Genomic DNA, 21411 nt, shown 5'->3' on the forward strand with positions numbered 1-21411 from the left:
TAAACTTTCTTGCCGCTATGCTCTGGATAAAATCATTTCATATTATTTTCATGGTAACTTGGTTTGCTGGGCTATTTTATTTGCCTCGCCTGTTTGTGTATCACGCGATGTGCGACGATCAGCCTGGCAAAGAGCGTTTCAAGATAATGGAGAGAAAATTATTTTATGGCATCATGACGCCGGGCGCAGTTCTCACAGTCGTTTTTGGCGTATGGCTGTGGCTAGGCTACGGTTTCTCCGGCAGTTGGCTCTACGCTAAGCTGGCATTAGTTATCGTGCTACTGGTTTATCACTATTACTGTGGAAAATTCGTCTCAGCCTTTAAAAATGATAAGAACAGCCACGGCCATATTTTTTATCGCTGGTTTAATGAATTTCCCGTGCTGATTTTATTCGCTGTTGTAATTTTAGTCGTGGTCAAACCCGACTTAGTCCCCCTAATCTCTGGTTATTTCCAATGAAATTGGATAGCACGGACATTAAGTATTACTTATATGCATATAAATTTTGCAAAATGCATGTGAATTCCTTCAATCTTTATAACGATTGATGTCACCACTATTTGTTCTGTTTTGGACAAGCACATCATAAAAGAGTAAAATCCCGGGCTTTTGCATTGGGTAATTTTATTGTCTGGAGAAACTTATGTCTGTCACAATCGAACAAAAAGCAAAGATAGTGCAAGACTATCAAAGAGCCGAAGGGGACACAGGTTCGCCTGAAGTTCAAATTGCGCTTTTAACAACACGAATCAATGATTTGATCGGTCACTTCAAAACTCATGTGAAAGATCATCACTCCCGTCGCGGTCTTCTTCGAATGGTGAGTCGTCGTCGCAAGCTCCTTGATTATTTGAAACACCGAAATAATGATGCGTATCAAAAATTGATCGAACGTCTTGGTTTACGTAAATAAAAATTACGCGATGACATTGACATCAATGCGAAGTTTTTATTTTTCATAGAAATTTCGCACATCACATTTTCAATGTGTTATTCGAGACTGAAAATATTGATCAAAAGGAAAAAGGGATTGTTAATTGAAGCCTATTAAGAAGAGCATTACCTACGGACGACATCAACTAACACTAGAAACTGGAGAAATTGCAAGACAAGCGCATGGTGCCGTAATGGTCACAATGGACGATACAGTAGTTCTTGTTACCGTTGTTGGCGCCAAGAGCACCAAACCAGGGCAGGATTTTTTTCCGCTTACTGTTGATTATCAAGAAAAATCATACGCTGCAGGTAGAATACCCGGTAGTTTCTTCAAGCGGGAAGGCCGCCCTTCAGAAAAGGAAACGCTAACTTCCCGCCTCATTGATCGCCCTATCCGCCCACTTTTCCCGGAAGGCTTTTATAACGAGGTACAAATTGTCGCAACGGTAATGTCTGCGGACAATGAAATTGATCCGGACATCCCCTCGATTATCGGTACTTCTGCAGCGCTGATATTATCGGGCATACCTTTTGATGGACCGCTGGGTGCAGCCAGGGTCGGTTATATCAATAATGAATATGTTTTAAACCCAACCACTTCCGAGCTAAAAGACACGCAATTAAATTTGGTGGTAGCTGGAACTCAACAGGCTGTTCTAATGGTTGAATCCGAGGCCATGGAATTATCGGAAGAAGTGATGCTTGGCGCAGTGACTTTCGGTCATGAACAAATGCAAACTGTAATCACTGCAATCAATGAATTTGCCGATGAAGCCGGGGTAACTGCATGGGATTGGTCACCCCCTGAAAAAGATGTCGCATTTGAAGAAAAAATTGCCGGCTTGGCGGAAGCCGAGTTACGGCAGGCCTACAAAATTAAGCAAAAACAAGCACGGACTGAAGCCATCGCAGCCATTAGTCAACGTGTGTCCGCAGAGCTTGGCATCAATTCTGAAGAAGACATCGATTTACAAAAATTCTCAGAAGCGTTTTTTTCATTAGAATCCAAAATAGTACGGAATCAAATTTTGGATGGCGAACCACGAATCGATGGTCGCGGCACCAGAACCGTCAGACCGATAACGATCCGTAATGGTGTACTGCCGCGCACCCACGGCTCCGCATTATTCACCCGGGGTGAAACTCAAGCGTTGGCTGTTGCAACATTGGGCACGGCAAGAGATGAGCAAAAAATTGATTCGCTGCAAGGAGATTATAATGAGCGATTTATGCTGCATTATAATATGCCGCCTTATGCAACCGGCGAAATCGGCCGTGTCGGCACGCCTAAGCGCCGTGAAATTGGACATGGCCGCCTTGCAAAACGCGCCCTTGCCGCTGTTTTACCTTCACCCGAAGAATTCGGTTATTCCTTGCGTGTAGTATCTGAAATAACTGAATCCAATGGTTCCAGCTCCATGGCGTCGGTTTGTGGCGGCTGTCTCGCATTGATGGACGCCGGTGTGCCATTGAAAGCACATGTTGCCGGTATTGCCATGGGTCTGATCAAAGATGGAAACCGCTTCGCGGTACTTACCGATATCCTGGGTGACGAAGATCATTTGGGCGACATGGACTTTAAAGTCGCCGGTACCGAAAAAGGTATTACCGCATTGCAAATGGATATCAAAATTCAAGGCATTACCAAGGAAATCATGCATGCCGCGCTGATACAAGCGCACGAAGGCCGGATGCACATCCTTCAAATCATGAAACAAGCCATGCCATCGACGCGTGAAGACATCTCTGTTCACGCACCACGGATTATCAAACTCAAAATTAATCCGGAAAAAATTCGTGATGTAATCGGAAAAGGTGGCGCAGTCATACGCACACTCACAGAAGAAACAGGCACAACAATTGACATCACCGATGATGGTCAAGTGACCATTGCTTGCGTCAGTGCTGAAGGCGGGGAGCTTGCCAAGAAACGCATTGAAGACATTACTGCAGAAGTCGAAGTGGGTAAAATTTACGATGGTGTAGTTCTCAAATTGCTCGATTTTGGGGCAATTGTCAGTGTTCTTCCCGGAAAAGACGGCTTATTGCATATCTCGCAAATTGCAAACGAACGCGTCAATAACGTGAATGATCATCTGGCGGAAGGCCAGCAGGTGCGCGTCAAGGTACTTGAGGCTGACGATAAAGGAAGGTTGCGCCTGAGCATGAAAGCTGTACTGCCAGATGGGGGCAGTACAAATACTGATAATTCTAACCCTTCAACAGAAGAAGAATCTTAAATCTCGAAGATCCCCTGGAAGTCCAATACATACAGGGGATAATCTACACAACTAATAAATAAGCAGTCAGACTGAATCTCTGCGATTTCAAATTTCTAGTTGCTAAATTGTCACTTGATCTATTTTGCAATTTGCCTTTCACGCATCTCGTCCAGCGTTTTGCAATCAATACATAAAGTTGCTGTTGGTCTCGCTTCAAGCCGTTTCAATCCGATCTCAACACCGCAACTTTCACAATAGCCATAATCGCCAGAATCAATTTTGGCGATAATTTCATCAATCTTCTTAATAAGTTTCCGTTCGCGATCGCGGTTTCGCAATTCAAGTGTCATATCAGATTCCTGGCTGGCGCGATCGTTAGGATCAGCAAAAACCGTTGCCTCGTCTTGCATCGTGTGAACTGCGCGATCGATATCCTGGCTTAACTCAATTTTCATACCTTCCAGTATCTTGCGAAAATGCATCAATTGGCCAGGACTCATGTAATCCTCGCCTGCTTTTGGTTCATAGGGAGTTACATCTTTGCTATGTAGCTCTTGTGGCATCTATAAGGCTCCTAATTAATTCCGAATCCCGCTCGTTCGTGTATAAATTTGTACTATTACCAGAAAATGCATTTTACAACAAGATATTTTACCAGCTTATTACCGATTCGAATTCACAATAGCATGAGACTCTACAAATCTTTCTCGTTTGTTAACAACATCTATTGAGAGCAATGGAACACGAGTTTAATGAAAAATAAAAACTGCGCTGTGATATGCCACGAAGAAATTGACGTTTCAAAGCTAAGAAGGTATAGTGTCGCCTTTTCCGGGGTGTAGCGTAGCCTGGTAGCGCGCCTGGTTTGGGACCAGGATGTCGGGAGTTCAAATCTCTCCACCCCGACCAATTTCAGCTCTAATATTTAACGGTAAGCCCGACTTGGTGCCCGTAGCTCAATCGGATAGAGCACCAGCCTTCTAAGCTGGGGGTTACAGGTTCGATTCCTGTCGGGCACGCCATGAATATTTCTTTAGCGGAACAATAGAACGCATCGCTTTGGTCTCATTGGTCTTATGGTGGCTGTAGCTCAGTTGGTAGAGTCCCGGATTGTGATTCCGGTTGTCGTGGGTTCGAGTCCCATCAGCCACCCCATCTGCTGACAGCGGTTTCGGGCCATACATCAGCAAATCAATTCAAATTCCTCAAGCTTCTCAATCGCATTCAGCCTAGACGTGACTTTGTTTGCTCAAAAATATATAGTATTCGCAAACGCATATTCACACGTTGATTCGCATCACAGCATTTCTCTCTGGAATTAGGAAATTTTATCGATGAATCACAATTTATTCGGCAGTTTGCAAGAATTATCTATTGCACCTGGCAACACAGCAACTTATTACTCGCTTCCAATGTTGGAACAAAATGGCGTTGGCGTCATATCCCGCTTACCGGTATCGATCCGCATCATACTCGAATCGGTATTACGCAATTACGACAACAAGAAAATTACCGAAATCCATATTCGTCAATTAGCCAATTGGAAACCGAATGCTGCGAGAACCGATGAAATACCATTTGTCGTATCGCGCATCGTTTTACAAGATTTTACCGGCGTACCTTTATTAGTCGATCTGGCGGCCATGCGCAGCGCTGCCGTCAAATTAGGAAAAAATCCTAAGCTGATCGAACCATTGGTCCCCGTTGATCTGGTAGTCGATCATTCCATTCAAGTTGACCACTACGGCACGAGTGATGCGATTCAGCGCAATATGGAAATAGAATTTTCCCGGAATAACGAACGCTATCAATTTATCAAATGGGGTATGCAAGCCTTCGATACGTTTAAAGTCATCCCTCCCGGGATCGGTATCGTGCATCAAGTCAATCTCGAATATCTTGCCCGCGGCGTGCACCGCAAAGATGGATTGATTTATCCTGATACGCTGGTTGGCACCGATTCTCATACCACCATGATTAACGGCATCGGCGTTGTCGGCTGGGGTGTCGGAGGCATCGAAGCAGAAGCCGGCATGTTGGGGCAGCCGGTTTACTTTCTAACGCCGGATGTCGTGGGTGTGAATCTCACCGGTCAGTTGCGTGAAGGTGTCACTGCAACCGACTTGGTACTGACGATCACGGAAATGCTGCGCCAAGCGAATGTTGTCGGCAAATTCGTCGAATTTTTTGGCGACGGAACAGCTTCGCTCTCCCTGCCGGATCGCGCAACAATCGCCAATATGGCACCGGAATATGGTGCCACGATGGGTTTTTTCCCGGTTGATGATGTAACCATAGATTATTTCAGAGGCACCGGACGCAGCACTGACGAAATCGCCGCATTCCAGGCTTATTTTAACGCACAGGGATTATTTGGAATTCCGCGCAAAGGCGACATCGACTATAGCAGCGAATTGACACTGGATCTGGGATCGATCGTCCCCTCCCTGGCCGGCCCTAAACGACCGCAGGATCGGATTGAACTCGCAGCCATTAAAGCCAAATTCACAGAACTCTTCACCAAGCCGGTTAAAGAAAGCGGCTATGGCAAACAGCAAGATGAAATCAATCAACGCTATCCAGTGCGCAATCGCCACACCCAGGATTCCGGTGAATCCATCCAGCTCAATTCCAGCAACCCTGACGAAAAGCGTTCGGGAGCCTCGGAAGCCGCCAGTGTACCGGGTGTTGGAAGCGTCGAGCGTCGCATGGTCTCCCGCCACATTGCGGAAATGAGCAGCAACCGGCCTAGCATAAATTCCACCGACCACTGCGATACTGAAATCTACAATTCTTCCATCGAACTGGGCCATGGCGATGTGCTGATTGCGGCAATCACTTCCTGCACCAATACATCCAATCCCAGCGTGTTACTGGCCGCCGGATTACTTGCTAAAAAAGCGGTTGATAAAGGCTTATCGGTCAAACAACACATCAAGACATCATTAGCGCCCGGATCGCGCGTAGTTACCGATTATTTAACCGTTACCGGATTGCTGCCTTATCTGGAACAGTTAGGTTTTAATCTGGTCGGTTACGGATGCACCACCTGCATCGGCAATGCTGGACCTTTGGCCGAACCGATCGAAGAAGCCGTCGTTAAGAACGATTTGGTATGTGCCGCAGTGTTATCCGGCAACCGCAATTTCGAAGCCCGCATCCATTCGAATATCCGGGCCAACTTCCTGGCGTCGCCACCGCTGGTTGTCGCTTATGCCATTGCCGGCACCATTCTGAAAGATCTGACCACCGAACCGCTGGGCATCGGCAAAAACAATCAGCCTGTCTGGCTAAAAGACATTTGGCCGAGTAGCGCGGAAATTCACGCCTTGATGAAATATGCCACCAACGCCGATACATTCCGCAGCTTGTACAGCCACCTCACCAAGGATCATGAACTGTGGAATCGCGTCACATCGGTAACCGGACAAACTTACAACTGGCCGCCTTCGACTTATATTGCCGAGCCGCCGTTTTTCCAGGGCTTCTCGCTGCAACCGGTCGCGTCCAGCAGCAATGACATTCGCGGTGCTCATGCCTTAGGCGTTTTCGGTGACTCCGTAACGACCGATCACATCAGTCCGGCCGGTTCGATCAAGGAAACCTCCCCGGCTGGCCGCTATCTGCTGGAATACCATGTCGCCAAAGCGGACTTCAATAGCTACGGCGCTCGCCGCGGCCACCATGAAGTGATGATGCGCGGCACCTTCGCCAACGTTCGCATCAAAAATTTGATGATTCCCGGCAGCGAAGGCGGTATCACGCTCTATCAAGGCACAACCGGCACTCCACCGGAACAAATGAGCATTTACGACGCTGCAATGAAATACCAGGCAAACGATATTCCGACTGTGGTTTTCGGCGGTAAAGAGTACGGCACCGGTTCCAGCCGCGATTGGGCTGCAAAAGGCACGCAATTATTAGGCGTCAAAGCCGTCATCGCCACCAGCTTCGAACGCATTCATCGCAGCAATTTGATTGGCATGGGTGTCCTGCCGCTGCAATTCAAGGAAAACGACAGCATTGAGACACTCGGCATCAAAGGTAATGAGCAATTTGACATATTGGGACTCGACAACATCCAACCGCAACAGGATGTCACGCTGGTTATCCGCCGCAAAGACGGCAGCACGCAACCGGTTCAGTTATTGTGCCGCATTGATACCGCCATTGAAGTCGATTATTTTAAACACGGCGGCATTCTGCCTTATGTGTTGAGGGAATTGATGGCGTAAGCTTTTGCCTGCAATAGAATTTCAGGGTCTCGGCAAGCTGGCGGTGCTAAGACCCTTTTTATTGCGTTATTCCCACTCAATCGTTGCCGGCGGCTTACCGGAGATATCGTAAACCACGCGATTGATTCCGCGGATTTCGTTGATGATGCGGTTGGAAACTTTGCTTAACAGTGAATAGGGCAGTTCCGCCCAATTGGCGGTCATGAAATCCTGGGTTTGCACCGCCCTCAAAGCGATGACATACTCATATGTGCGCCCATCCCCCATCACACCGACCGATTTCACCGGCAAAAATACCGCGAATGCTTGCGAAGTTTTTTCATACCAGCCGGAACGCTGCAGTTCCTCGATAAAAATCTGATCGGCATGGCGCAACAATTCAGCGTACTCGAATTTCACTTCGCCCAAGATGCGCACCCCCAATCCGGGCCCCGGGAACGGGTGGCGGAAAACCATCTCGCGCGGCAAGCCAAGCACCAATCCTAATTCGCGCACTTCATCCTTGAATAATTCACGCAGCGGCTCGAGTAATTTCAGGTGCAATGTTTCCGGCAGACCGCCGACGTTATGATGCGACTTGATCGTGTGCGCTTTTTTGGTCTTGCCGCCTGCGGATTCGATCACGTCGGGATATATCGTGCCTTGCGCAAGCCATTTCGCATCGCTGATTTTTGCCGACTCGCGCTGAAAAACTTCGACAAATTCCCGCCCGATAATCTTGCGCTTCATCTCCGGATCGCTAATGCCTTTGAGATTCAAGAAGAAATCATAACTGGCATCAACATGAATGACTTTAACCGCGAGATTGTTGGCGAAGGTTTCCATCACCTGCTTCGCTTCGTTGGCGCGCAACAAACCGTTGTCGACGAATACGCACGTCAATTGATCGCCGATGGCGCGATGAATCAACGCCGCTGCAACCGATGAATCCACACCGCCGGATAAACCCAGAATTACTTGATCGCTCCCAACCATCGCACGAATTTTTCCGATCGCTTCCGCAACATAATCCGGCATGTTCCAATCGCGACCCAAGCCGCAAATGTCGTGCACAAAACGCTCGATTATAGCCTTGCCTTGCAACGTATGCGTCACTTCGGGATGGAACTGGATGCCGCAAAACCGGCGCCGGTCATCGGCCATTGCCGCTATCGGGGTAGCGGCGTTAAACGCCATGACATCAAACCCGGCCGGCAAAGAAACCACCGAATCGCCGTGACTCATCCACACTTCCAGAATGCCTTCGCCGTCCTGATTGGTGCGGTCTCGAATATCCCGGAAGAGCGCGCCGGACGCCGTCGTTTGCAATTCGGCATAACCAAATTCGCGCACCCGGGCGCTTTCAACCGTGCCCCCCAATTGCGCGGCCATTGTTTGCATGCCGTAACAAATGCCCAGCACCGGCACTCCGAGTTCAAAGACAATTTGCGGCGCTCGCGGTGTTTCCTCTTCGAAGACTGATGCAGGACCGCCGGATAGGATAATGCCTTGCGGCGCGAAAGCTTTAATCCACTCGGGATCGGTATCATACGGATGCAGTTCGCAATACACATTGGTTTCGCGTACCCGGCGGGCAATCAGCTGCGTGTACTGGGAGCCGAAATCCAGAATTAGGATTTTCTGATGCATGATGTTCAGTGATTATTTGACGTGATAATTCGGTGCTTCTTTGGTGATCTGCACGTCGTGCACGTGCGATTCGCGGATACCGGCGGAAGTAATTTCCACAAATTCGGCGCGTTCGTGCATAGCGGCAATCGATTCGCAACCCAGATATCCCATGCTGGAGCGCACGCCGCCCATCAATTGATGGATCACAGCCGACATATTGCCCTTGAACGGCACCCGGCCTTCCACGCCTTCGGGAACCAACTTGTCGTTATTCTTTTGTTCCTTGTCCTGGAAATAACGATCGCTGGAACCTTGCTGCATCGCAGACAACGACCCCATGCCACGATAGCTTTTGTACGAACGTCCTTGAAACAATTCGATCTCGCCCGGTGCCTCTGTCGTTCCAGCAAACAAACCGCCGAGCATTACGGAATTAGCGCCAGCCGCCAGCGCTTTGGCGATATCTCCGGAATAGCGGATGCCGCCGTCGGCGATCATCGGCACGCCGGATCCTTTTAATGCTTCGGAAACGTCATGGATAGCGGTGATTTGCGGAATACCGACTCCGGCGACAATACGTGTGGTGCAAATCGAACCGGGACCGATGCCGACTTTCACCGCATCCGCGCCATGATCGACCAGCGCTCTGGCAGCGGCTGCCGTGGCCACATTCCCGCCGATCACTTGCACCGACGGCAGATTTTTTTTGACCCAAGCCACCCGGTCGAGCACGCTTTGCGAATGACCATGCGCGGTATCGACTACAATCACATCGACCCCTGCTTCCGCCAGCGCCAGCGCACGTTCTTCACTGCCTTCACCGACGCCGACCGCGGCGCCGACACGCAGTTGCCCCTGTTCATCCTTACACGCCAGTGGATATTCCGAAGTTTTAATGATGTCTTTAACCGTTATCAATCCGCATAACTCGAACTGATCGTTGACCACCAGCACCCGTTCCAGGCGGTGCCGATGCAGCAACGCCAATACCGCATCGCGCGGCGTGTCTTCCTTGACCGTAACCAGCCGCTTCTTGGGCGTCATGATGTGCTTGATCGCTTGGTCCAAATTGGTTTCAAAGCGCAAGTCACGGTTAGTCACGATGCCGACAACCTTATTTCCATTGACAACCGGCAATCCGGAGATTTTGTGCCGCCGGATCAGTTCAAGCACTTCACGCACGGTCATATTCGGATGAATCGTAACCGGATCTTTCACGACGCCGCTCTCGAACCGCTTGACTTGCGCCACATGCGCCGCTTGAGCCTCGATCGACATATTTTTATGAATGATGCCGATACCGCCTTCCTGCGCCAGAGCGATCGCCAGCGGCGCCTCGGTAACGGTATCCATGGCGGCGGATACTACCGGAATATCCAGCGTGATAGTGCGGGTCAATTGCGTCGCCAGACTGACATCACGAGGTAAAACCGTCGAATGGGCTGGAATCAACAGAACATCATCAAAGGTAAGCGCTTTTTGAATCAATTGCATGACAACAATCCTTGGCAAAGTGACATTATAGCCAAATTCGACGGCGAATTTAGCGTCAAATCGGCTAAGAATACAGCATATTTCCGCAGACTATGATTAAATGTGCAAATTCTTTAAGTTGCATAAATGCAATACCGATGTACCCGGATTATTCATTTTTGGAGCGTGCAATGAAAGTTTTCGCGTGGTTAGGATTTATAATATTGTTAAATGCCTCGACCGCCAGCGCGCAAATTTATAAATGGATCGATGAACACGGCAAAACGCAATATACCGACCGGCCGCCGCCGCCCGACGTGAAAGCTGAAGGTAAACGTTTGAATATCAAATCTTCACCGGTTGCCGGCGGGCATGGCCCAACCAAAGATGTATCCGATCAAAGAGAAGAATTTGACAAGCGCCGGCAAGAGCGGCGGGAAGAAGACGCCAAGCTGCAAGCCAAGTCTGAAGAAAACAAAAAGAAGTGCATTGAAGCCCAAACGCAACTCAGAATGTACGCGGATTCCCCCCGTTTGACGATCCCCGATGGCGCCGGCGGCGTTGTTTATGTCGATGATGATCTGCGGCAAAGAAAAATTGACGATGCCAACAAAGCAATCAAAAAGTATTGTAACTAAACAACCACCGGCTAAAGCCGGTGGGTTTGAGTTACGGACTGAAAGTCCGGATACGCGTCGACTAAACGACGCGTCTTATTCCGGCTCCATTTTAAAATTGTCGTTTGGATTTGGCTCAAAATGATGCTCCAAGTATTGTTTGATCATCTCTTCTGTCATCTGACCTACTGTCACGCAGAAATACCCTCGCGCCCAAAAATGCCTTCCCCAGTACCGCTTCTTCAAGTGAGGAAATTCTTCAAACAGATAGCTCGATGTTCGTCCTTTTAGCCGCCTCATGATCTCACTCGGAGCCATCTCCGGCGGACAACTCACCAGAATATGCACATGATCCTTACTTACTACACCCTGTACAATTCTCATTTCAAATGCTTCACACGTCTGACGAACCAACTCTCGTACTCGTTCTGCTACTTCTCCCTTCAGAATCTTATATCTATACTTCGTTACCCATACAAAATGATATTCAATCTGATAAACCGTATGACTTCCATATCTATAATCCATGCCACACCTCCTGTGTGGCATATTCTCGCAGCTAAAGCTGACCGGCTGAAGCCGGTGGTTTTAACCTTATGATGGACAATAAACCGGTAACAACTGACTAGATGACCGCTCCCACCGGCAAATTGCTATTGGCCGCAATCCTTTTACTCACGGGCCTCGGTGCCGGAACAGCGCTTTCCGATCCTGACAATACCCGCATCGCAACCGATACACGAAGCGCTTCCGCGCAAAATCCCGCCAGACCGGGAATGATGTGGCAGATATTACCCGGTGAAGATATTCGAGAAACCGCCCGGCTGGTTTATCCGCAAAACCCCGCAGCCCGCGACAACCTGATTCGCGCCATCATCCAGACCAATCCGCAGCATTTTCCCGGCGGCGGTTATCAGTTTCTGGCTGCCGGTGCCATCATTCACTTTCCGGATTTAAGAACCATTGGCGCTTATGCGAAAACCGCAAAACAATCGCACAAAGCGCCCGCCGTGAAAAAAACACCGCAGAGCCAGCCGCAAATCACGCCGCCCGCAAAGCTTGCCAGATCAGGCAATGACCCGCAGGTCACGCGATTGATTGCGCAACTCGATCATGAAGCCGGAACGGAATCGCTCGAACTGAACACGTTAATTCAGCAGATAGGATTACTGGAAACTCGATTAAACGAATTCCAAACCCTGCTGGAAGCAAAAAACCAGCACACCGGCAAACCACCGGCAGTCACGACACCCGTGACAATGCACGACAAAAGCTCTGAACCCGTTCAGGAAACCGCAGTAACAACCCATGAAAATGCGCCGCCGCTCGAACAATCCAGCCCACCGCCGGAAAATGTAGCGCCTCAAACTGAAAGTGAATTGCTAGCGGAAACGGTACCGCCCGCAGCGGAACCGGTCATTGCGACGGAAGCCGAGCAACAGCAAAGCATCGCGCAGGAAGCCATTGCACCACTTCAACAAGCCGGCAGCGCGCAGCCTGCACCGGATATCAGCACGGATGAAGCTCCCGACACTTCTTTGGAAGATCTGATTTCCGCGGATAACATCTTACTCATTGGAATCCTGCTGACCATGCTGATTGTTCTCATCATGTTGCGAAGTTACCGCAAAATCAAGGAAAGGCACGCGCATGCTTCGGATATCGTTACCATCCTCGATACCGATGAGCGCCGGCGTTATGAAGCGCTTTTTCTGCGTCAGGACGAAAATGCCGGACAAGCACCGGAAAACCCGCCCGCTCCGGATGATCAGATCATAGCGGAAGCACGCGCCTTAATCGCGCAGGATAAAACCGACGAAGCCGTTCAGACGCTGCAAAAACAATTGGCAACCAACCAGCAGAATATTCCAGGCTGGCTGCTATTATTTGAATTGCTCTATAAAGCCAACAATAAGCGGGATTTCAAGAAAAACGCGCGCCGCTTCAAACGCCTCAACCAATATCCAGATATCTGGATGCAAATCCAAAGCTTGGGTAACAAACTGGAACCCAGCGAACCGCTTTATTTTGACGAGCAAAAACGTAAGGAAAAGTTTTTCTCGGACGCATCGGCGGCTGAATAAAACATCCCATCAATCAGTGCATCGAAGCTTGCGCTATTGCAATGAAAGACTCTCCAGCGCTTTCTGGTGATTCCACTTGCCGTGAAATAACAGCCCTTTCTTGCCCGGCGTGCGGTCGCTGGTCCAAGTGATGTAATTGCCGTCCGGCGTGAAAACCGGCAAACCGTCGAAGCCGTCTTTGTCGGTCACGCGCACCGGCTCTTTGGTGCCGTCGGTATCGACGATGTACAGTTCAAAATTGCGATGACCGTGCAAATTGGTAGCGAAAATGACGTATTTGCCGGATGGATGATAAAACGGCGCCCAGGACATCACGTTCAAGCGGGTAACCTGCTTCTGATCGCTGCCGTCGATATTCATCGTGAAAATTTCCGCTTCCCGTCCGCTGTCCGAGAAACGCCGCCATACGATGCGTTTGCCGTCGGGGCTAAAAAATGGACCACCGTCGTAACTTTTAGTGTGCGTCAATCGCTTCACGTTGGAACCATCCGCGTCCATGATGTAAATATCGATCATCGAAGCCGGGTTGGCTTTGAACAGCGCTTGTTCTTCTTCGGATAATTCACCGTTGTACGCGCGGCGATTGGAAGCAAACGCGATCAATTTACCGTCCGGCGACCATGAGGCTTCTGCATCGTAACCCAGCGTATTGGTTAGATTCCGCATGTTTTTGCCATCGAAACCGGTCTCAAAAATATCGTAATACTCATCGTAATCCCACGCATACGACTTCTGCTCCCCCGCTTTGCGCCGTTCGATTTCCTCGATCATTTTAGCTTTGGCCTGCGCATCGTCGTGGGTCGAGGAAAACAGCACTTTTTCCTGCGCCGGATGCACCCACGCGCACGTGGTCTTACCGCTGCCCGGCGATACCTGCGTCACCGCGCCGGATTCGATGTTTTTCAGGAAAATCTGGTAAAACGGATTGTCGTCCGCCACTTCCGCCTGATAAATCATCCACTTCGAATCCGCCCGGTAATACGCCTCCCCCGCGCGTTTTTCCTTGACGGAGAGCTGATGTTCATCGGTAATGAAATCACTGGCAGATGCATTTCCGATGCCAGCAGCCAAATATGCAAGCAACAACGCTGATGAGAATAATTTCATTACTAAATTACCAAAACAAAATTTCACCGGCATTCCCAATCTAAAAAATTACCTGAAAATTAAATCTAAATATTAAACAAATATTCAAGAATCTGCACACCACTCATACCACCAAAGGGAATTAGCAGTGCAGTTAATGCTGCTTGATGTCCCAAACTTGCATAAACACCTTGATTTTCCTGCCGTATCAGAGAAACCAGTCGATCGATCTGTATCGTATTATTATTTGATTGAATTTTTTTTGCTTCATATTGATCCATCAAATCCATGCGGAATTTCTCAGCCGCTACACGCAAATGATAAGTTACTATTATTACGTAAACAATCGATACAATCAGAATAATAATCAATGACCATGGCATTCCAAACTGATCAAATATCTTACTTCGTCCTATTAAAATAAAAAAAATCATACCAAGCGGCAAATAAATTAACCGGCTAATACATTTGGCATGATCAACGATTAACTGAAATTGCAAGTATCGATGCAACAAGTGATGAGGAACACCGGTACGAACTTCTGCTAGTTGCATAGCTTCGTTGCTCCATAGTTGATCTCGGGAATCATCTTGTTTTTCTGTGCGCATCTCCTCAATCATTTTTTTACATGAAATTGTTTCGAAAGCAGTCCAAAAGACTAGCACAAAAAGGCAAAACATTTGAATCACAAAAAGCCATGTATGTACGGAATTCACGATTGCTCCGCGATAAGGGAAATTGAGTGCTTCTTCAAACATATCAGTCTTTCCGGCTAAGACAAAATAAGACAATATGGTAAAGCAGAGCGAAACAATACCAATCCCACGCCACATTTTTTTTTGATAAGTATCACTGAAGTAGCTCACCCAAAATTCCACACGTACAACACTAGCCAGATTCTTACTATTTTGCTTATTACATTCACGTAGCCAATTAAAAAATGTGATGAAGAGCAAGATGATAGTAATCAATCCAAAATAGCGAATGAATAGATTAGGCCAAACACTCACGCCTTCCAGCCAGTAGACCGGTTCTGAAATATCCGCATCTTGGTAAGCTTCAATAATGGTAAAAGGCAGCAAAATAAAACCTAATACTAATACAGTGGTAATGGAAATTACCAGCATTCCATTATTAAATGACCGTACAGGCGATAACCCCACCCATTTCAATAATAAAAAGTGATATAGAAAAACAATAACAATAGCAGTTACAATCAGTTGGAGAATTTTATCCGCTATTATTGTCGTTCTTTCCCGTTCCCAAGAATGTTTTGACTCTATTGATGAATGCTTGTAATTCCTCCAGATTCTATCTGAATCGATCAGATTATTTTCGCGATCATCGTACTGGTCTAGCAATTCCACAACGCACTTTCTTTTTTCACTTTGCTGTTCAGCTCTTCTAGTATCAAGATTTATGCATTCAACCCAATCTTTAAGATAGTTAACCGACAACGAATCAAGATGGATTGCACGCGTTTTCCCGATTTCGAAGACTTGAGGATTGGATACTATTGGCCGACCAGAACGATCAAGAAATTCTTTTTTAATCGCGGGTTTCTTACATTCTTCAACTTCTTTACACACCGCTGACCATGTCGCATAGTACAACGCAGTTTGGAAGCTGTCCCGAAAAGGCATGCTATTTCCCTGTAACTCATGATCAAGCTTAAAGTCAAAATTGGAAGCGACCACCAGATTCCTAGTCCATTTCTGCTGATCCTTGTGGAGATAACGTGCGTCCAAATCGGTAGTGAACAAAATTTTGTTCGTGAATTTTTCGCGCAAAGCTTGCAAAACAATCAGCTTATCGTATACGTCGGAACCTATTACGCCGATCGCTTTAACGCCGTTTTTTGCAAAATTCGGATCATCATCAAGCGCAGCAATGGATTCTGTTAGCCGACGCAAGTAGTCATATTGATTTCGTCCTTCTGCATGCTCGGGAGGCGCATCATCCCACTGCGTGACTGGATTATTATTAAAATTGACATCGGTGTTCTTTTTAATTTGGTACGAATCGGATGAAAGCTTTCCATCAATGCCGCGTAAATATGAAAAACTGGTTATGAGATTGTCATTTTTAACTGTAGCATCTTTATCTTTGTCTATATTCTTGCCCCGTTTATTGCCACAATGTTTCCAGAAATCATTATTCCTCATTTGATTAACCAGAGTACGTGAATAAAAGGTATCTAGCTCCGCTATGAGCACAATCCCATCGTTGCAATCCGGTTTACTACTGTTTGTGACAAAATCAGTAATTGTTGTAGTTTTATTAACCCCTCTTTGATAAAGCTCCCAAAAAATTGCTGTTGCCAACTTATCATCAGTTCCAATGAATCGATAAATCTTTCTTACAGCTAAAGCTTCTTTAAGCGCTTCCTCCTTATCGTATCTGTTACAATACCAGTACTTTCTCCCTCCATTTTCGGGAGTGCTACCATCTTGGCATTCTTGATACCTTAGTCTATCAACAATACTTGCATCTGGAACGGTTGCGTTATAAATGTATGTTTCAAAAAAACTTCCGCCAGAAAACAGATTTGTACTCACTGTCGTACTTTGTTGGGATTCTTGAATATCTGGAACGCGGAGGAGTTCCATAAGTAAATCAGTATTACTAGGTCCAATTAATTTAAAAGAAAATGGTGCTCTATTAATATTTTCTGCCGACTTCCAGGTATGATCTAATTGCTTAGCTAAACATTGAACAAATGTTGCATATTCAAGCTCAGTTAGCTTGATCATATGTTCATTAAGCCAGAGTATTAAAACATTGGAAGCCAAATCTGCAGTAGAAAACCACTCGTACGGTATTTCCACAGGATTTTCCAGGCTGCACCAATCCTTTAATATTTCTGGTTTATACCGAAATAATTTTATGTGGTTCGATTGTTCCGGATAATATTGTTCCGTATCAAGTGCAGAAACCACCGCGAATCGAGCTCGCCGTCGCATTTCTGCCATTTCTGAGTATGAACTACCAGGAATACTAATTGCAGCGACAATTACTTTCTTTCGAGCATCCAGTTCATTCAACAGATTGTCAGCCAACAGAAACGATGTGTCACTGTTTCTCTCACCAAATTTGAACTTATCCAGAGGATCCTGCCATAACCGAATTTCTGTAAAACTATTATCTTTCCAATCTTTGGCAACATCTGTATTCTCTGGACGAGCGCTACTTAAAGGAAGAAATATTTGACCTGATGCTGTTAAGACGAGTAAAACCAGCGCAACTACGTTAATCGGTAAATTGCTAAGTAAATTGTGCTGATTCAAGTTAATGCTCCTTTTGATGACGATAGTTTATTTGATACAACTTTTTACAAGTTAAAATTTCTTCTAGTCAAATGAAGCTTGATACTGATCTTGTATGTAACATAATTTAAAAAATAGCTGATTAAATTTAAGTAACAAAATCTTAACTCAATCTCTTATCAACTATATCCCTTATTACTTATAAATTGAGCATAAGTATTCAATTTATTATAGTTACAACATCTGTACATTCCTGTGAGAAAAACCACATGACTAAACCACTTCATAAAAATTTTCAATGGTCAATCGGATGAACTTAGCATTTCCAGAAAAGGTTTCTCTTGCATATGTTTTGATTTGGTTTTTAGCTATTTTTAGCTTGCTTCCACATAAAAATACATTTGCCTACAACACCTCCACCTTCCACCACACCATGCAAATCCAGTTGTCACCGGATAGCTCTGAAATCCGCGTCAAGGATCGGATTCAAATTCCTGAGCAGGTACATAATGTTGGCGAACCGGTAAAACTGGCTTTTTATTTGCATGCCGCGCTAACGGTTACCGGCGTGCAGGATGCGACACTCGAAGTGGATGACGAAGAGATTGCACTGAAATCCCGTCCGATTTCGGTGCGGCAATACGCGGTCACGCTGCCGCCCGGCCAGAAAGCATTCACGCTGCAATACGGCGGTCAGATCCATCATGCAGTGCAAGGCCCGGGGCAGGAATATTCGCGCAGTTTCGGCTCGACGCCGGGCGTGATTTCGCCGGAAGGCGTGTTTCTGGCGAGCGCCAGCGCGTGGTATCCGCAATTTGGCGATGCGCTGGTGTCGTTCCAGTTGGATATTCAGGTGCCTGCCGGTTGGGATGTAGTCAGTCAGGGATCGCTCGTGCGCGAAAACGGAACCAGTGAAGCACAGCATATCGTTTGGGAGGAAAAACAGCCGCAGGACGATATCTACTTGATCGCGGCGAAATTCCATCGGTATACGCAATCCGCCGGAGCGGTGAAAGCACTGGTGTATCTGCGCAGCGCCGATCAACCGCTGGCGCAGCGGTACCTAGACGCCACCGCGCAGTACATCGCGATGTACAACAAGCTGATCGGCCCCTACCCGTACAGCAAGTTCGCGCTAGTCGAAAATTTCTGGGAAACCGGTTACGGCATGCCGTCGTTCACGCTGCTCGGCTCCAAGGTGATCCGCCTGCCGTTCATTTTGCATTCGTCGTACCCGCATGAAATTTTGCACAACTACTGGGGCAACGGCGTGTTCGTCGATTATACCAAGGGCAATTGGGCGGAAGGCTTGACCGCGTATCTCGCCGACCATCTGATCAATGAGCAGCGCGGCAAAGGCGAGGAATACCGCCGCGACGTGCTGCAAAAATACGCGGATTTCGTTGGCAAGGAGAAGGATTTCCCGATTATCCGCTTCGTCTCGCGCCACAGCGCCAGTTCGGAAGCGGTCGGTTACGGCAAGACGATGATGTTTTTCCACATGCTGCGGCTGGAACTGGGCGACGAAGCCTTCACCAAAACGCTGCGGCGCTTCTATCAGCAATTCAAATTCCAGCAAGCGACGTTTGCCGATTTGCTCGCCACGTTCAACGCCGTCACCGACAAGGATCTGACACAACGCTTCGAGCAATGGGTGCAGCGCACCGGTGCGCCGGATCTTGTCTTGCGGAACGCCGAGACCGAACCGCACGGCGATGGTTATAAACTCACGCTGACCGTCGAGCAAACCCAAGCGGGTGAACCGTATCGCTTGCAAATACCATTAGCCATCACAGTGCACGGCGAAGATATGGTCGTCGAATCGCGCATCGGCCTCGAACAGAAAATACAAACGTTCGAACTGGAATTCGCCAACCGCCCGGTGCGCATCGATCTTGATCCGCATTTCGACGTGTTCCGCCGCCCGGACAGCCGCGAGATTCCCTCGGCGCTATCGCAAGGCTTCGGTGCGGAAAAACCGCTGCTGATCTTACCGGCACGGGAGCAGAAAGCCGTGCTGGAAGCGTACCGCGCGTTGGCGGCCAATTGGCAGAAAACCCAATCGAGCCCGCTGGAAATCGTCACCGATGATCAATTAAAAAAGCTCCCCGATAATCGTACCGTCTGGATTCTCGGTTGGCAAAACCGGTTTGCGAACAACATCTTGAAAAACCTTGCCGAGCGCGATGTTTCGTATCAATCCGGCCAATTACAACTCAATCATAAACGCTACCCGCAAAACGGTCATGCGATTGTGTTAAGCGCACGGCAATCCGCCAATCCCGATAAAACCTTGCTGTGGGTCGCCGCCGACACGCCGCAAGCAGTCACCGAACTCGCCAACAAACTGCCGCATTACCGCAAATACAGTTATTTGGTGTTCAAAGGCGGTGAACTGACCAATATCGACAAAGGCCAATGGCCGGTTTTGCAGTCACCACTATCGCAGCCGGTGTCACAAAAAGACGGATTTACGATTGATGCCGCCCATGCGGCGCATGCCGGCATCACTAAGCCGCGCCGGGCATTGGCGGAACTGCCGCCGGTATTTTCCGAAAGCCGCATGATGGACGATATCAATCACTTGGCGCACGAATCGTACAAAGGCCGCGAGCTCGGCACGCCGGAACTGGACGAAGCCGCGACTTATATCGCCAAGCAATTTCAGCAAATCGGCCTGCTGCCGGGCGGCGACAGCGGCAGTTTTTTCCAGACCTGGCAACAGGATGTCGGATTGCCGAAAGGCAACATCACCTTGCGTAACGTCGTCGGCATTCTACCCGGCACCAACCCGCAACTCGCCGGACAAAGCTTAGTGATCGGCGCGCATTACGATCATCTCGGAACCGGCTGGCCCGACGTGCGCGCCGCGCATCAAGGCAAAATCCACCACGGCGCGGACGACAACGCCAGCGGCATCGCGGTGATGCTGGAACTCGCGCGCCAGATCGTACCGAAATGGCAGCCGGAGCGCACCGTTATTTTCGTCGCATTCACCGGCGAAGAAGCCAATCTGCTCGGTTCCCAACATTATGTCCGCAGCAGCGAAAAATTCCCGGTTGCAAAAATCATCGCGATGTTGAATCTGGACACCGTCGGACGGCTGGAAAACAACCCAGTCACGGTATTTGGCACCGGCACCGCACGCGAACTGGTGCATATTTTCCGCGGCGCAAGCTTCGTCACCGGTATCCCGGTCAACGCCGTGCAAGACGACTTCGGCTCCAGCGACCAAGCCGCGTTCATCCAAGCCGGTATCCCCGCCATCCAACTGTTCGCCAGCGCGCACGAGGACTACCATGCCCCCGGCGACACCGCCGACAAAATCGACACCGCCGGGTTGGTCAAAGTCGCCGCGATCCTGAAGGAAGCCACCGAATACCTCGCCAACCGCATCGAACCGCTGACGGTCACACTGTCGTCAGCCCCTGCTCCTGCTGAATCCACCGAGCCCAGGGAAAAACGAACCGCCAGCCTCGGCACAGTGCCGGATTTCTCATATCAGGGCGAAGGCGTACGTATCGACAACACCCTCCCCGGCTCCCCGGCGCAACAAGCAGGACTGCAACCGGGCGACATTCTGTTTCAACTGGCCGGGCAACCGGTTAGCGACTTGGCGTCTTATGCGGCTATTTTGCGGTCGTTGAAGGCGGGGGAGAAAGTGGAATTGCGATATCGGAGGGATGATGCGGTGATGGTGGCTGAAGTGGTATTGGTGGAACGGTAACACTATGATTGCTGATTCCAGATCGCTTCGATTGCTGGAACAACAACCGAATCGCCGAATGAAGTTTGCCGTCAAAAATAATAGAGTGTTATCCTATAAAATATTTTTTCCATGTAAACGATCGTGCTCGCTATTTTTTTCGAGAAGAGATC

General features: G+C 48.4%; 13 protein-coding genes and 3 tRNA genes. 10 read left to right on the forward strand and 6 right to left on the reverse strand.

The annotated features are described in order from the left end of the window. Positions 1-17: 17 nt before the first annotated feature. The 3 genes from hemJ (at position 18) to pnp (ending at position 3178) form a co-directional block, all read left to right on the forward strand. Positions 18-461 carry a protoporphyrinogen oxidase HemJ gene (hemJ, locus tag RBH92_RS08915; RefSeq protein ID WP_307931740.1) on the forward strand — a complete coding sequence of 148 codons (444 nt, stop codon included), beginning with the start codon at positions 18-20 and terminating at the stop codon, positions 459-461. Between the two features lie 184 nt (positions 462-645). Next, the gene (gene rpsO / locus RBH92_RS08920) at positions 646-915 is read left to right on the forward strand and encodes a 30S ribosomal protein S15 (RefSeq protein WP_292923642.1); all 270 of its coding nucleotides are present in this window, start codon (positions 646-648) and stop codon (positions 913-915) included. 124 nt (positions 916-1039) lie between these two features. Continuing rightward, complete coding sequence (gene pnp, locus RBH92_RS08925) at positions 1040-3178, forward strand: polyribonucleotide nucleotidyltransferase (protein WP_292923640.1); 2139 nt, start codon at positions 1040-1042, stop codon at positions 3176-3178. A gap of 119 nt (positions 3179-3297) precedes the next feature. Here the strand turns inward: pnp and dksA are convergent, their stop codons facing one another. Beyond that, the gene (gene dksA, locus RBH92_RS08930) at positions 3298-3723 is read right to left on the reverse strand and encodes an RNA polymerase-binding protein DksA (RefSeq protein ID WP_307931741.1); all 426 of its coding nucleotides are present in this window, start codon (positions 3721-3723) and stop codon (positions 3298-3300) included. A gap of 269 nt (positions 3724-3992) precedes the next feature. On the opposite strand from dksA, the gene RBH92_RS08935 reads away from it, so the two are divergent. The 4 genes from RBH92_RS08935 to RBH92_RS08950 all read left to right on the forward strand — a co-directional run bounded on the left by RBH92_RS08935 (position 3993) and on the right by RBH92_RS08950 (position 7395). After that, a tRNA-Pro gene (locus tag RBH92_RS08935) sits at positions 3993-4069 on the forward strand. A gap of 36 nt (positions 4070-4105) precedes the next feature. Further along, positions 4106-4182 (forward strand) — tRNA-Arg (locus RBH92_RS08940). A 57-nt stretch (positions 4183-4239) separates the two neighbouring features. Further along, positions 4240-4315, forward strand: a tRNA-His gene (locus RBH92_RS08945). A 179-nt stretch (positions 4316-4494) separates the two neighbouring features. Next, positions 4495-7395: an aconitate hydratase gene (locus RBH92_RS08950; protein ID WP_307931742.1), complete on the forward strand. Its 2901-nt coding sequence runs from the start codon at positions 4495-4497 to the stop codon at positions 7393-7395. Positions 7396-7461: 66 nt separating this feature from the next. On the opposite strand, the gene guaA is transcribed toward RBH92_RS08950, so the two are convergent. Both guaA and guaB read right to left on the reverse strand, forming a co-directional pair. Continuing rightward, positions 7462-9024 (reverse strand): glutamine-hydrolyzing GMP synthase, encoded by a 1563-nt coding sequence (gene guaA / locus RBH92_RS08955; RefSeq protein ID WP_307931743.1) that lies wholly within the window; start codon positions 9022-9024, stop codon positions 7462-7464. Positions 9025-9036: 12 nt separating this feature from the next. Next, complete coding sequence (gene guaB / locus RBH92_RS08960) at positions 9037-10500, reverse strand: IMP dehydrogenase (RefSeq protein WP_307931744.1); 1464 nt, start codon at positions 10498-10500, stop codon at positions 9037-9039. Between the two features lie 170 nt (positions 10501-10670). On the opposite strand from guaB, the gene RBH92_RS08965 reads away from it, so the two are divergent. Continuing rightward, a complete protein-coding gene (locus tag RBH92_RS08965; RefSeq protein ID WP_307931745.1) occupies positions 10671-11117 on the forward strand; it encodes a DUF4124 domain-containing protein in 447 nt (148 codons plus the stop codon). Positions 11118-11192: 75 nt separating this feature from the next. Here RBH92_RS08965 and tnpA read toward each other — a convergent pair whose 3' ends face one another. Then, entirely contained in the window at positions 11193-11624 is a 432-nt protein-coding gene (gene tnpA, locus RBH92_RS08970) for an IS200/IS605 family transposase (protein WP_307931618.1), read from the reverse strand. 101 nt (positions 11625-11725) lie between these two features. On the opposite strand from tnpA, the gene RBH92_RS08975 reads away from it, so the two are divergent. Then, positions 11726-13180, forward strand: a complete 1455-nt coding sequence (locus tag RBH92_RS08975) for a type IV pilus assembly protein FimV (RefSeq protein ID WP_307931746.1) — start codon at positions 11726-11728, stop codon at positions 13178-13180. A 33-nt stretch (positions 13181-13213) separates the two neighbouring features. On the opposite strand, the gene RBH92_RS08980 is transcribed toward RBH92_RS08975, so the two are convergent. Together RBH92_RS08980 and RBH92_RS08985 are read right to left on the reverse strand one after the other, a co-directional pair. Beyond that, on the reverse strand, positions 13214-14287 hold the full coding sequence (locus tag RBH92_RS08980; RefSeq protein ID WP_307931747.1) for a TolB family protein: 1074 nt from the start codon (positions 14285-14287) through the stop codon (positions 13214-13216). A 65-nt stretch (positions 14288-14352) separates the two neighbouring features. Continuing rightward, positions 14353-17553 carry a hypothetical protein gene (locus tag RBH92_RS08985; RefSeq protein WP_307931748.1) on the reverse strand — a complete coding sequence of 1067 codons (3201 nt, stop codon included), beginning with the start codon at positions 17551-17553 and terminating at the stop codon, positions 14353-14355. Between the two features lie 358 nt (positions 17554-17911). Here RBH92_RS08985 and RBH92_RS08990 point away from each other — a divergent pair, with 358 nt between their 5' ends. Next, the gene (locus RBH92_RS08990; protein ID WP_307931749.1) at positions 17912-21259 is read left to right on the forward strand and encodes a M20/M25/M40 family metallo-hydrolase; all 3348 of its coding nucleotides are present in this window, start codon (positions 17912-17914) and stop codon (positions 21257-21259) included. Positions 21260-21411 lie beyond the last annotated feature (152 nt).

It is taken from the genome of Nitrosomonas sp. sh817 (assembly GCF_030908545.1).
Classification (GTDB): domain Bacteria; phylum Pseudomonadota; class Gammaproteobacteria; order Burkholderiales; family Nitrosomonadaceae; genus Nitrosomonas.